The organism is Asticcacaulis sp. (assembly GCA_024707255.1).
Lineage (GTDB): Bacteria > Pseudomonadota > Alphaproteobacteria > Caulobacterales > Caulobacteraceae > Asticcacaulis.
This window is the reverse complement of the sequence record JANQAC010000001.1, coordinates 1,664,686-1,677,413: the sequence shown is the minus strand read 5'-3', so window position 1 is coordinate 1,677,413 and position 12,728 is coordinate 1,664,686. Positions and strand designations below refer to the sequence as shown.

The window sequence follows — 12,728 nt, the reverse complement described above, 5'->3', positions numbered from 1 at the left end:
GGGATTTAGGGATGATGGACACCATATCAGGCAAGGTCAGGCTTGAAGATATCGCACGGATCGCCGGCGTATCGGTCGCCACGGTTTCACGCGCTCTGAACGATTCCCCCGCCGTCAACCGCGTCACCAAGCGGCGTGTCTGGAAGATCGCCCGCGACCATAATTACGTCCTGAACCAGGACATGCCGATGTCGATGTCGGGTTCGCAGGCCACTATCGCCATCGTCATCCCGCCACCGCACGGCCGCGAAGGCCGCTTTTCCGACCCCTTCTACCAGGAACTGATCTCCGCTGTGGGCGAGGCCGCGCGCGACATGGGCTGCGACCTGCTGCTCTCTCACCTGACGCCGAGAAGCCAGAACGACCTCGCCACCCTGATGGCCAATATCAAGGCCGACGGCGTCATCTTCCTTGGCCAGAGTTACCTGCACGACCGCTTCAATCATCTGGCCAACTCGACCAACAAATTTATCGTCTGGGGCCAGGAAATCCCCGGCCAGAAGTACTGCACGGTCGGCTCCAACAACCTTCAGGGCGGTACACGGGCCACCTCTCACCTGGCACGCCTGGGGCGCAAACGGATCGCCTATTTCGGCGAAACGGAAGGGGTGGAGATGAAACTGCGCTACCAGGGCTATCTCAATGTCCTGTCGGAAAACGGCCTGACTCCCGATCTGCGCCTGGTCGTTTCGACCCACTTCGAAATCGCCTCGGCCGAGGCCGCCGTATTGAACCTGATCAACAAGGGAATCCGGTTCGACGGTATTTTTGCCTGTTCCGACATCATCGCCTTCGGCGCCATCCGCGGCCTGATGCGCGCCGGCCTGCGCGTGCCGGAAGATGTTTCCGTGGTGGGGTATGACAATATCACGCTGGCCAGCCTCACCCATCCGTCTCTGACCACAATATCCCAGGATCTGGCGCGCGCCGGCAAGCTGATGGTTTCAAAGCTGATCGGCTCCATTTCCAATGATGAGAGCCATTCGGAGATCGTCTCCACGGAGCTCGTTGTCCGCGAATCCTGCGGCGGCTGAGGCCACTTGAGGCAAAGAGCGTAAGCGCTGTCATAGCGATCAGCGCTTGGTAGCGCTAACTTTGCATAAATTTGCAATTTTTTACGCAAATCGTCAAAAATGACACGTTCTGAATTTACCTTCAAAAGGCGTAAATTCAGGCATTTTATACGATTTTTTCGATCTTAATGTGCCCGAAATGGCGAAATTCGTATCTTGAAAGCCACATCATTACGAATTGTACAGGTTTTGGTCTGCAAATTTTTGCAAAGCATTGCAAAAAGAACCATGTTGTATAGATACTCAGGCTCACAGGCGCCGTCAGAGTGCCGCGAGGGTTGAGATGTCTAAAGGCGAATGTCCTGCATTGAGAACAGGGCAAGCGTTGAAGATCGAAACGCAACACCAGGAGGAAACCTAATGCGTAATTCCAAGGGTCAAAATGCAGCGCTGCGTACGCGCCTGCTGACCTGTGGCGCCACCGCGGCCATCGTAACGGCCTGCGCTTTCGCCGTCCCCGTTATGGCCCAGGATGGGGCCCAGGATACGGCCGCGGCCGCCCCGGCGCCCGCTGATGACTCGACTACAATTGTGGTCACCGGCATCCGTCGCGGCATCCAGGACGCCATCTCGGCCAAGAAGAAGTCATCCCAGATCATTGAAGCCGTTTCAGCCGAAGACATCGGCAAGTTGCCGGACGCCTCGATCGCTGAATCGATCGCCCGCCTGCCGGGTATCGCCGCCCAGCGCACAAACGGCCGCGCCCAGTCGCTCAGCATCCGCGGCCTCGGTCCCGACTATACCGTCACCACGCTCAACGGCCGCGAACAGGTTTCCACCGGTGACAACCGCTCGGTCGAGTTCGACCAGTACCCCTCCGAACTGATCTCGCAGGTGCTGATCTACAAGACGCCCAATGCCGGCATGACCACCCGGGGCATCGCCGGTACGGCGGATCTGCAAACCGTCCGTCCGCTGGCCTATGGCAAGCGCGCGGCGGCGATCAATGTGCGCGGCGAACTCAACAGCGAGGACGCGGCCATCGGTGGCATGAAGAATTCGGGCAACCGCTATTCGCTGATGTATATCGACCAGTTCGCCAACAAGACCATCGGCGTGGCGCTGGGCTATGCCCATACGGATTCACCCTACCAGGTCCAGAAGAAGGAGCCCTGGGGCGATGGCGGCTACCCGACCTGCTCGGCCTGTCTGCCGGAAGATCAGGACCTGCTCATCCTCGGCGGCGCCAAGGACGGCATCATCTCGTCCAACCTGAAGCGCGACGGTTATATGGGCGTTCTGGAATGGAAGCCGAACGACCAGCTTCACATGACCCTGGACGCCTATCACTCGGATTTCCGCGAACTGCAAAAGATCGCCCGCATCGAGTATCCGCTGGCCTGGGGCGATAACCACCTCGCCGCCGGCTACACGGCCGGCAATACCTTCGTCACACACGGCGTCTTCAATGACGTCACCGCGATCGTTGAAAACTACACCAATGACCGCAAGGCGGCGCTGGATGCCGTCGGCCTGAACACGCAGTATCAGTTGAATGACAACTGGGACCTGATGGCCGACCTGTCCTACTCCAAGGTCGAACGTGACGATATCATCCTCGAATCGACCGCAGGCACCGGCTTCAACAAGAGTGGCGCCAAGGATACGGTGACCTTCGACACCCCGGATGAATATGGTCTCTCGACCCTGTCGGGCGTTGTCGACTATTCGAACTTCGATACCATCTTCCTGACCGATCCGGGCGGTTGGGGTGGTCCGGTCGGCCGCGCCGGCTATGTCAAGGCCCCGCATATCGAGGACGAACTGACCTCAATCAAGCTGGCCGCCACCCGCCATATGGACAACGTCTTCTCCAGCATCAGCTTCGGTTATACCGGCACGCACCGCCAGAAGGACAAGAAGGGAGTCGAAGGCTTCATCACCCTGCCTACCGGTACACAAGCCGTCGTGCCGGAAGAGTATCGCATGGGCGTGACCGATGCCACCTTCCTGGGTGGTTCTTCGGGCATGATTTCCTATGACAGCCTGGCGATGTGGAACGATGGCTATTTCGGCTTCGTTCAGGATGTCAGCCAGGATTCAGTCAAGCGCACCTGGAATGTCGATGAACGCATCGACGTCGCCTTCGTCAAGGCGGACCTCGATACCGAACTGTTCGGGTTGCCACTGACCGGCAATATCGGCGTCCAGTCGCAGCACGCCAAGCAGACGGCGAAGTCCTACTTCACGGACGGCACCGCCACCGGCACCAAGCTGAAATCGGAAAGCGCCGATTATACCGACATTCTGCCGAGCGCGAACTTCAACTTCGCCCTGGCGGACGACATGACACTGCGCGTCGGCACCGGCGTCACCATCGCCCGTCCGCGCATGGATGACATGGCGGCCGGTGTAGGGTATGGCGCCATTTCCGACGGCAACCAGCCGGTTCAGTTCGGCGGCAATTCCTACTACTGGTCCGGTTCCGGCGGCAATCCGACGCTGAAGCCCTGGAAGGCTACGGCGGTTGATATCTCGTGGGAAAAGTATTTCGGCCGCAAGGGCTATGTCTCGATCGCCGGTTTCCACAAGACGCTCAACTCCTACATCTTCAATCAGACGGTCCTACGTGACTATACCGGCGCGGCTCTGCCAGCCGGTGCCGACCCAGCCCTCTATACCCAGGCCACTGCCAATCGCATCGGCACGGTCTCGGTCATGCAGAATGGTTCCGGCGGCTGGATCAAGGGTATTGAAGCTACGGTCTCCGTGCCGGGCGATATGGTTACGCCTTACCTCGATGGTTTCGGTCTGATTGTGTCGGCCGCCTTCAACGACTCGGAAATCAATCCGTCGGGCACAAACCCGATCGACCTGCCGGGCCTGTCGAAGAAGGTCGTCAACACGACCATCTACTATGAAAAGTATGGCTTCTCCGCCCGCCTGTCCAACCGTTACCGCGGCGACTTCCTGGGCGAGGTGCCTGACTATACCAACAGCCTGCAAAGCCGGTATGTCGCGGCCGAATCCCTGCTTGACGCCCAACTGGGTTACGAGTTCCGGGGCGGTGGCCTGAAGGGGCTGTCGCTGTCCTTCTCGGCGACCAACATCACCAACGAGCCGTTCAAGCTCTATACCAAGGGCAACAAGAACAACGTGATGCGTCACGAAGTTTACGGCTCGACCTATCTGTTCGGCGTGAACTACAAGTTCTTCTAGGAACAGACGGACGACGAAATGCACCCGCCGGTCTCATGATCGGCGGGTGCTTTTGTTTTTTGAAGTGTGTAAGCTCACGAAAACCGAGGAAACAATGCCCGCTGCCCCTATCAAAAAAATCGTCATTCTCGGTGGCGGCACCGCCGGGTGGCTAAGCGCGGCCATGATGGCGCGGGTTCTGGGCAAAACGGTAGACATCACCCTGGTCGAATCCGACGAGATCGGCATTGTCGGCGTGGGCGAAGCCACCATTCCACCGCTGGTCAACCTGCTGGTTTTTCTTGGACTCAACGAGGACGACCTGCTGAGGCACGTCCAGGGCACCTTCAAGCTCGGTATCGAATTTCATGACTGGTATGAAAAGGGCCATAGTTACGGCCATATGTTCGGCGCGCCCGGCAACCCGCTCGGTGTCCTGCCCTTCCATCAATACTGGCTGCGCCAGCACCACGCCGGCAAGGCGGGCAGCCTGTGGGATTACAGCCTGAACGCTCTGGCGGCAGAGCAAAACCGCTTCGGCCGCCTGCGCACCATCCCCAATACGCCCAATATGGAGGGTATGAACTACGCCCTGCATTTCGACGCCAGCCTGCTGGCGAAATATGTCCGCAGTCATTGCGAAAAGCAGGGCGTTATCCGGCGTGAAGGCAAGGTCGGCAGCGTCAATCAGCGCAGTGCCGATGGCTTTATCGAAAGCCTGACCCTGCAATCGGGAGACGTGATCACAGGCGACTTTTTCCTTGACTGCTCAGGCTTTAAGGGCCTGCTGATCGAAGGCGCGCTCAAGGCCGGTTATGAGGACTGGACGCCGTATCTGCCCTGTGACCGGGCCTGGGCCGTGCCGTGTGCTTCCGCCGGTCCGCTGCGCCCGATCACCCAGACGCGCGCCCATACAGCCGGCTGGCAATGGCGCATCCCCCTGCAGCACCGCACCGGCAATGGACACGTCTTTTCCAGCGCCTTCATGGCACCGGAGGCGGCGCGCGATATCCTGATGGCTAATCTCGATGGCGAAGCCCTGGCCGAGCCGCGCCTGCTGACATTTGTCGCCGGCCGTCGCAAGGCATCGTGGGTAAAAAACTGCGTCAGTCTGGGGCTTGCTTCCGGTTTTATGGAACCATTGGAATCGACCAGCATCCATCTGGTCCAATCGGCCCTGCAAAGGCTGGCGCATATGTTCCCCGATACCGGTTTCAATCAGCCGGAAATCGATGAATACAACCGCAAGACCCAGCGTGAATACGAGCTGATCCGCGACTTCCTCGTCCTGCACTACAAGGCGACGAAACGCGACGACAGCCCGTTCTGGAACCATTGCCGCACCATGGCGGTGCCCGAGAGTTTGATGACCAAGATGGCGTATTTCCGCCAGCATGGCCGGGTTATCGTGGAGGAAGACGACTTGTTCAAGGAAGCCAGTTGGGTGCAGGTGCTGATCGGCCAGGGCGTGACGCCGGAAAGCTTCTCCCCCTGACCCTCACCGTACCTGATGACAGTCTCACGGATTATATGGCCAATATCCGCCAGATATACGATACGCTCCTGCCCAGAATACCAAGCCACCGCGACTATATCGCTCAGAATTGTCAGGCGCCTAAAGATTGGCCTTAAGCCAGGCGGCCGCATCGGCGCGCAGCGGCGCCTTGTTGCGGAAGGGCACGGAGAAGACCGCGGCCGTATCCGGATGGGTCAGTTTATCATACAGCTTTAAGTCCACGTCGGTGCCGGCGGCCTTCAGCCGGGCGTCGAGATTGACGGCATTATGGACTCCCACCACCGTATCGGCGCGGCTCTGCATCAGCAGGAAGCGCGTATCCACCTTGCGGGCATAGGTCACCGGCTGTGTTTCCTCCGGTCTTGGCCATTGGCTGAAGGCATCCTTTGAGGCCGGTACATCGAACGGATAGAAATCATACGGGCCGGCAATACCGACGCAGACCTTCAAAGGCGCGCCTTCGCCGAGGTAGCGCGGATCGAGCGCCATCATGGCCGCCGCATAGCCACCGGCGGAATGACCGATCACACCCAGGCGCCGGATATCGCCACCATAGGCGCCAGCATGAGCCATGACGAATTTCACCGCCAGCGTATTGTCTTCGAGAAACACCGGATAGAACACCTGCGGCACCAGACGATAATCCGGGATGAAGACCAGATACCCCAGGGCCGCCAGCGAATGCCCCATCCACACATAGTCGGCTTTCGAGCCGGAATTCCAACCACCGCCATAGAAGAACACCAGCACCGGCAAGTCCCGATGCTCGCCTTTAGGCGCATAAATATCCAGTTTTTGCCGCGGATCGTCACCGAAAGGCACATCACGCGCCACGCGCCGGGCCTCATCCTTCGGCGTGAAAGTGTTGAACAGAGACAGAGTATTGCAGCCGGCCAGCAAAGGCGCCAGGCCAAGCCCGGCAAGCAGGGAGCGTTTCGTCACAGGCTCAGGCATTAAGGCTGACGCCCGACTTTTCGGTCGGCGGTTTGGGACGCAGACGCATCCCCTTGAGGAACAGCAAAAGCGCCTCCCAGTGAATGCCCCAGACAACACCGATAGTCATCAGCGGCATGGCGAAAAAGAGATACAGCAAGGTGTGGTCGCGCAGCGGTTTTCGTGACGCCGTAAAGCCGGCGAACAGCACCCGCTGATCGCCTTTTTTCAGGTCAATTTTCAATGCGAAGGTCTCCTCCGGCGCGATCAGGTCGAAGCTGTAGGCCATGTCCATATCCATGAAGGGCGAGACATGCAGACGCTTCTCACTGGCCTGCCGGATGCGCTTTACGGCCTGGCGCACGGGCAGGACATAGGAGTGACGATCGCCGAAGGTGTTATTGACCTCATAGACCACCGCCTTCATCGCGCCTTCGGCCGATTGCAGGAAATAGAGGCTGATCGGATTGAAGACGAAACCGAGTACGCGCGGCATGGCCATCAGGAACAGCCGGTCGCCGGGCGCGTATAATCCGTGTTCGGATAATAGCTTCGCCATCCGGTCCCGCAGGAGTCCGGCGCGGGCCTGCGCCTTGTCCGGCCCATGATCGCGGTCATGGAAGCTGAACAGGTTGAAGCGATTATGGGAGAAGAAAAGCGCCTCTTTGGGCTGGTCGAGATCAATCAGCATCTGAAAGATGCGATAGCTCAGGCGGTGGGCCTTCGGCGCAAACCGCTGATGGATCACCTCGCCGATGTAAATCCCACTTTCCACTATTCCGCCGCCTCTCTCACCGGTTCTTCCCACGGATTGTAGGGGATGCGGCTCTGCCGCCAGTCAAATTCCCACGGCCGGCGCTTGCCCGTGATCGCCTCGGCGACAGCCAGGCCCGATTGCAGGCCGTCCTCATGGAAACCGGAGCCGAAATAGGCGCCACAGAACCAGCTATGGTTTTGCCCCTGCAAATCCGCCAGCCGGCCTTGCGCCGCGATGGCGCGGGCATTGAACAGTGGATGCTCGAAAACGATGCGCTTGATGACTTTCGCCGGATCGACCGCGTGCGTCGGGTTGAGGGTAACGAAGTAGTTCCGGTCGGTTTTCAGCACCTGCAACAGGTTCATCCAGTAGGTGACGCAAAGCTGCTGTTCATTGGAAGCCGAACGTTCGCCCATATAGTTCCAGCTTGACCACGCCGCCCGGCGCTTTGGCATGAAGGCGGCATCGGTGTGCAGCACCACCTCGTTCGGGGTATAGCTGAAGGCGCCGAGCGTCTCGATTTCATCCCCGGTGGCATCGGCCAGCATCTTCAGCGTCACATCGGCGTGGGTGGCGAAAACCACCTGGTCGAACAGATGACTGACGCCATTCTGATCGTGAAGAACGACGCCTTTCGGGCCGCGCGTCACCCGACTGATCGCGGTATGGGTGCGTATACGGCCGGCAAATGGCGCGACCAGTTTCGTGACGTAAGCTTGCGCGCCGCCGATAACGCTGCGCCAAAGGATGCGGTCCATGATCTGCAACAGGCCATGGTTCTCGAAGAAGGCGATAAAGGCGCGGAAAGGGTAGTCCATGATCTGGCTGGCCGAGGTCGACCAGATGGCCGCAGCCTGGGGCAGCAGGTGGTCATCGATGAAGGCGCGGCCGTAATTGCGGTCCTTCAGATAGTCGCCCAGCCGGTAATTCTCACGGGCGCGCGCGGCGTGATCTTTCGGGGCCTCGCGATAGAAACGCATGATGTCGAGCAGCAGGGAAATAAAGCGCGGCCGGAAGAGGTTGCGCGTCTGGGCGAAAAGGCCTTTCAAGCCAAGGCTCGAATATTCCAGCCGGCCCTTGTCGATCGATACGCCGAACGACATGTCGGAAAGCTGGTGCGGCACATCCAGATGTTTAAACAATTGCACGAGATTGGGATAGCAGGGCTCGTTGAAAACAATAAAGCCCATATCCACCCACAACGGATTTTCCTCCGTGCCGACATTGACCGAATGGCTGTGGCCGCCGACCTCGGCCTCGCTTTCGAAAACGGTGATGTCGCAGGTGTCATTCAGCATCCAGGCCGCTGACAGGCCGGCGATACCGGTGCCGATAATGGCGATCTTGGACTTTGCGGGGGTAACCATTGAACTGCCGTTGTGCTTGCTTTTCACATGCAGGGTTTACGCCCGCCCCCGCCGCATGGATCACCCGCTGTGATCCACTGCGGACATGGCGCCGTAAAAGCAGCAAATACGCGAAAACAACCCGCCTGATAGCTGAATTCCTGAAACGGACAAAATGCACTTTGACCGCGCCCTCACAATCGGCTCTTCTGTCCGCATGATATCGCCGGATCAGAAGAACTGTGCCGAAACGCCCGAAGCGCTCATCACGCGCATTGCCGGCACAAGGGACCGCGCCGCCTATGCCGCCCTGTTCACCAGTTTCGCTCCCCGGATCAAGGCGTTTGTCATGGGTCAGGGAATGACCGCGCAGGAAGCCGAGGACCTGGCGCAGGAGGCCCTGCTCAATGTCTGGCGCAAGGCGCACATGTTCGACGCCTCGAAAGCCTCGGCCGTGACCTGGATCTATTCCATTGCCCGTAATCTGCGCATCGATGCCGCGCGCAAGGCCAAACGGGTCAGGGAACTGCCCGAAGACCTGTGGCAAGGTGACGGCGACAAGGCCGCCGACGAACAGATTGTCGACACGCAATCGGCGCAGGCCGTCGCCCGGCTGCTCGATGGATTGCCGCCCGAACAAAAGGATATCCTGCGCCTGTCCTTCTATGAAGACCTGTCGCAAAGCGATATCGCCAAAACCCTGTCCATTCCACTGGGGACCGTGAAATCCCGCCTGCGCCTGGCCATGACGCGCCTGCGCACCGCCATGGACGGCAAGAGTACCGGAGTAAAGTCATGAGTGCCGTTCACCATCCGGGTGAAGATCTTCTGTGGGACTATTTCCGCGGTGCGCTGGCGCCGGGCCTGCGTTTGAGCGTCAGCACGCACCTCGATCTGTGTCCAAACTGCCGGGATGACCTGCGAGTCTTCACGGCGATTGGCGGCGCCATGCTGGAAGTGACCGAGGGCGTGGCGATGTCGGACAGCGCGCTTGACCTGGCCCTGGCCCGGATTGAAAGACCGGTCGAGCTTGTGGAAACCCGCGATGCGCCTGTGCCTGCACCGGCCAGACGGCCGGCGTTCCTCGAAGGTTTCGAGTTGCCGCCGTCACTGCAAAACGTCGACATCCGCAACCGTTATTTCGTCGCGCCCGGTGTCTGGATGGCGCCGATTGCCCTGCAGGACGATCCAAAGAGGGCAAAGACCTACCTGATGTGCGTCAGGGCCGGCATGGAAATGCCCGAGCATACCCATCGCGGGCGCGAAATTACCGTCATGCTGCAGGGGCAATACCGGGATCACAAGGGGCTTTACCAGCGCGGCGATTTCAGCCAGTGCGACGAAACCGATGACCGCCACATGCCGGTCATGATGGGTGATGTCGACTGCCTGTGCCTGGTGGCGCAGGAAGCCGCGATCATCCCCAAGACCTGGCTGGGTTGGCTGCTGAAGCCCATTGCGAGGATATAGCATGATCCGCGCTTTTATCGTCACGCTCGTACTCGTGCTGGTCATCATGCTGGCCCTCGATTTTGCCTGGCTCAGCCTGACGGCCGAAGCCCTCTACCGATCGAACATGGCCGGCCTGATGCGTACAAAGCCCGATCTTGTGCCCGCGGCGGCCTTTTATCTGCTGTATGGCGTTAGCCTGACCTGGCTGGTCATATTCCCGGTGCTTTTCGGTGGGCGCGGACGCCCGTCCCTCATCGATCTGTCGATAAAGTCCGCCCTGTTCGGCATGGCGGCTTACGGCACCTATGACCTGACGGCCCTGGCGGTGATCCGGGACTGGCCTCTGCGCCTGAGCCTGATCGATATGGCCTGGGGTATGGTTATCACCCTGACCACGGCGCTGCTGACAGCGGGCGCGCTTAAGCTCCTGAAGCTCAGACTTTAGGCCGGCCTTTCGCCACCGCCACCTTCGAGCGCGGCGGGCGGCCCAGCACATCCGATATCTGCCAGGCCGCCGATACGATGGCATCGAGATCGACACCGGTCTTTATGCCCAGTCCATTTAGCATGTAGAGCACATCCTCGGTCGCCACATTGCCGGAAGCGCCCGGTGCATAGGGGCAGCCGCCCAGCCCGCCGACCGAGGAATCGATGGTGGCAATACCGTAATCGAGCGAGGTCAGGATATTGGCCAGGGCCTGGCCATAGGTATCGTGGAAATGCACGGCCAGTTTTTCCGCCGGTATGACCTTGAGCACCATGTCAAGCAGGCGCGCCACATCTCCGGGCGTACCGACACCGATGGTATCACCCAGCGAAATTTCATAGCAGCCCATGTCGAGCATCCGTTCTGCCACGCGCACCACGGCTTCGGGCTGGACCGGCCCTTCATAGGGACAGGCGATGACGGTCGAAACATAGCCGCGCACCCGAATATGGTCGCGCGCTGCCGACTCCATCACGAAGCCAAAGCGTTCAAGGCTTTCATCTATCGAGCAGTTTATATTCTCCTGGCTGAAGGTTTCCGACGCCGCGCCGAAGATGGCGACGACTTGAGCATTGGCATCACGCGCGGCTTCATAACCTTTCAGATTGGGCGACAGGACCGGGTAGGCTACGCCCGGTGCGCGCGTGATGCCAGCCATGACTTCGGCCGCATCGGCCATCTGCGGCACCCACTTCGATGAAACGAAACTGGCGGCCTCGATATAATTTAATCCGGATGCGGACAATGTGTCGATCAGCGCGATCTTGTCGGCGGCGGGTACGATCTCAGTCTCCGCCTGCAAGCCATCGCGCGGCCCGACTTCGTAAAGAGTGACGTGCGAGGGCCTCATATTTTTAGAATTCATCGGGTTTCCTCGAACAACTCGCGGCCGATCAGCATCCGGCGGATCTCCGAAGTACCGGCGCCGATTTCGTACAGCTTGGCGTCGCGCCACAACCGGCCGACCGGGAAGTCGTTCGTATAGCCGTTGCCACCCAGGCACTGGATGGCCTCGCCCGCCATCCAGGTGGCCTTTTCGGCGGCATAAAGGATGCAGCCCGCAGCATCCTTGCGCGTGGTTTCGCCACGGTCACAAGCAGCGGCCACGGCGTAGACGTAAGATCGGCAAGCGGCCCAGGTCGAATACATGTCGGCCAGCTTGCCCTGCATCAACTGGAAGGTGCCGATGGGGCTGCCGAACTGTTCGCGCGCGTGGATATAGGGGATCACGACATCGAGACAGGCGCGCATGATGCCAAGCGGCCCGCCGGACAGCACCACGCGCTCGTAATCGAGACCGGACATCAGCACACCGGCGCCACGCCCTTCCGTACCCAGAACATTCTCCGCCGGCACCTCGCAATCGGCGAAGACCAGTTCGCCGGTATGCGAGCCGCGCATCCCCAGTTTGTCGAGCTTCTGTGCCACCGAGGAAGCCCTTGAATCCCTTTTCGATCAGAAAGGCGGTCATGCCTTTCGAGCCGGCCGCCGGATCGGTCTTGGCGTAGACGACCAGAACGTCCGCGTCCGGACCATTGGTGATCCACATCTTCGAGCCATTGAGTACGTAATGGTCGCCTTTCTTGTCGGCGCGCAGTTTCATCGACACCACGTCCGAGCCTGCGCCGGTTTCCGACATGGCCAACGCCCCGACATACTCACCGGAAATCAGCTTCGGCAGGTATTTCGCCTTCTGGGCTTCATTGCCATTGCGGACGATCTGATTGACGCACAGATTGGAATGCGCGCCATAAGAAAGTCCGATAGAAGCCGAGGCGCGGGAGATTTCCTCCATGGCTATGGTGTGGGCCAGATAGCCCATCTGGGCGCCGCCATAGGCTTCCGGCGCGGTCAGGCCGAGCACGCCCATCTCGCCCATCTTGCGCCACAGGGGCATGGGGAACTGGTCATCGCGGTCGGCGGCCTCAGCCAAAGGCGCGATCTCGATTTCGGCGAAGCGACGCACGCCTTCGCGCAGGGACTCAATATCCTCGCCATGGCCGAATTGCAGATGGGGGAAATCGAT

The 12,728-nt window shown here is 59.8% G+C and carries 10 protein-coding genes and 1 pseudogene; 6 read left to right on the top strand and 5 right to left on the bottom strand.

What is annotated here, in order from left to right:
* Nucleotides 1-11 precede the first annotated feature (11 nt).
* The 3 genes from NVV72_08205 to NVV72_08195 all read left to right on the top strand — a co-directional run bounded on the left by NVV72_08205 (nt 12) and on the right by NVV72_08195 (nt 5,706).
* Complete coding sequence (locus tag NVV72_08205; GenBank protein MCR6659311.1) at nt 12-1,034, top strand: LacI family DNA-binding transcriptional regulator; 1,023 nt, start codon at nt 12-14, stop codon at nt 1,032-1,034.
* 399 nt (nt 1,035-1,433) lie between these two features.
* Complete coding sequence (locus NVV72_08200; GenBank protein MCR6659310.1) at nt 1,434-4,232, top strand: TonB-dependent receptor; 2,799 nt, start codon at nt 1,434-1,436, stop codon at nt 4,230-4,232.
* 94 nt (nt 4,233-4,326) lie between these two features.
* Entirely contained in the window at nt 4,327-5,706 is a 1,380-nt protein-coding gene (locus NVV72_08195) for a tryptophan 7-halogenase (GenBank protein MCR6659309.1), read from the top strand.
* A 120-nt stretch (nt 5,707-5,826) separates the two neighbouring features.
* Here NVV72_08195 and NVV72_08190 read toward each other — a convergent pair whose 3' ends face one another.
* Genes NVV72_08190 through NVV72_08180 form a run of 3 tightly spaced genes read right to left on the bottom strand, consistent with a single transcriptional unit; the run spans nt 5,827 to nt 8,784 of the window.
* On the bottom strand, nt 5,827-6,669 hold the full coding sequence (locus NVV72_08190; protein MCR6659308.1) for an alpha/beta hydrolase: 843 nt from the start codon (nt 6,667-6,669) through the stop codon (nt 5,827-5,829).
* Between the two features lie 4 nt (nt 6,670-6,673).
* Entirely contained in the window at nt 6,674-7,435 is a 762-nt protein-coding gene (locus tag NVV72_08185) for a DUF1365 domain-containing protein (GenBank protein ID MCR6659307.1), read from the bottom strand.
* Nucleotides 7,435-8,784 (bottom strand): FAD-dependent oxidoreductase, encoded by a 1,350-nt coding sequence (locus NVV72_08180; GenBank protein MCR6659306.1) that lies wholly within the window; start codon nt 8,782-8,784, stop codon nt 7,435-7,437. Before NVV72_08180 ends, NVV72_08185 begins: the two co-directional genes overlap by 1 nt.
* A 154-nt stretch (nt 8,785-8,938) precedes the next feature.
* Between NVV72_08180 and NVV72_08175 the strand changes: the two genes are divergently transcribed.
* From NVV72_08175 to NVV72_08165, 3 genes are read left to right on the top strand one after another with little or no spacing between them, the layout of a single operon-like run.
* Nucleotides 8,939-9,562 carry a sigma-70 family RNA polymerase sigma factor gene (locus NVV72_08175; GenBank protein MCR6659305.1) on the top strand — a complete coding sequence of 208 codons (624 nt, stop codon included), beginning with the start codon at nt 8,939-8,941 and terminating at the stop codon, nt 9,560-9,562.
* Nucleotides 9,559-10,233, top strand: coding sequence for a ChrR family anti-sigma-E factor (locus NVV72_08170; protein MCR6659304.1), 675 nt, complete (start codon nt 9,559-9,561; stop codon nt 10,231-10,233). Before NVV72_08175 ends, NVV72_08170 begins: the two co-directional genes overlap by 4 nt.
* Nucleotide 10,234: 1 nt before the next feature.
* The gene (locus NVV72_08165) at nt 10,235-10,660 is read left to right on the top strand and encodes a DUF2177 family protein (protein MCR6659303.1); all 426 of its coding nucleotides are present in this window, start codon (nt 10,235-10,237) and stop codon (nt 10,658-10,660) included.
* Here NVV72_08165 and NVV72_08160 read toward each other — a convergent pair.
* Both NVV72_08160 and NVV72_08155 read right to left on the bottom strand, forming a co-directional pair.
* Nucleotides 10,650-11,567 carry a hydroxymethylglutaryl-CoA lyase gene (locus tag NVV72_08160; protein MCR6659302.1) on the bottom strand — a complete coding sequence of 306 codons (918 nt, stop codon included), beginning with the start codon at nt 11,565-11,567 and terminating at the stop codon, nt 10,650-10,652. The two genes, NVV72_08165 and NVV72_08160, sit on opposite strands and share 11 nt — an antisense overlap.
* Nucleotides 11,564-12,728: pseudogene (locus NVV72_08155) on the bottom strand (isovaleryl-CoA dehydrogenase). The gene NVV72_08160 and the pseudogene NVV72_08155 overlap by 4 nt, the downstream one beginning before the upstream one ends.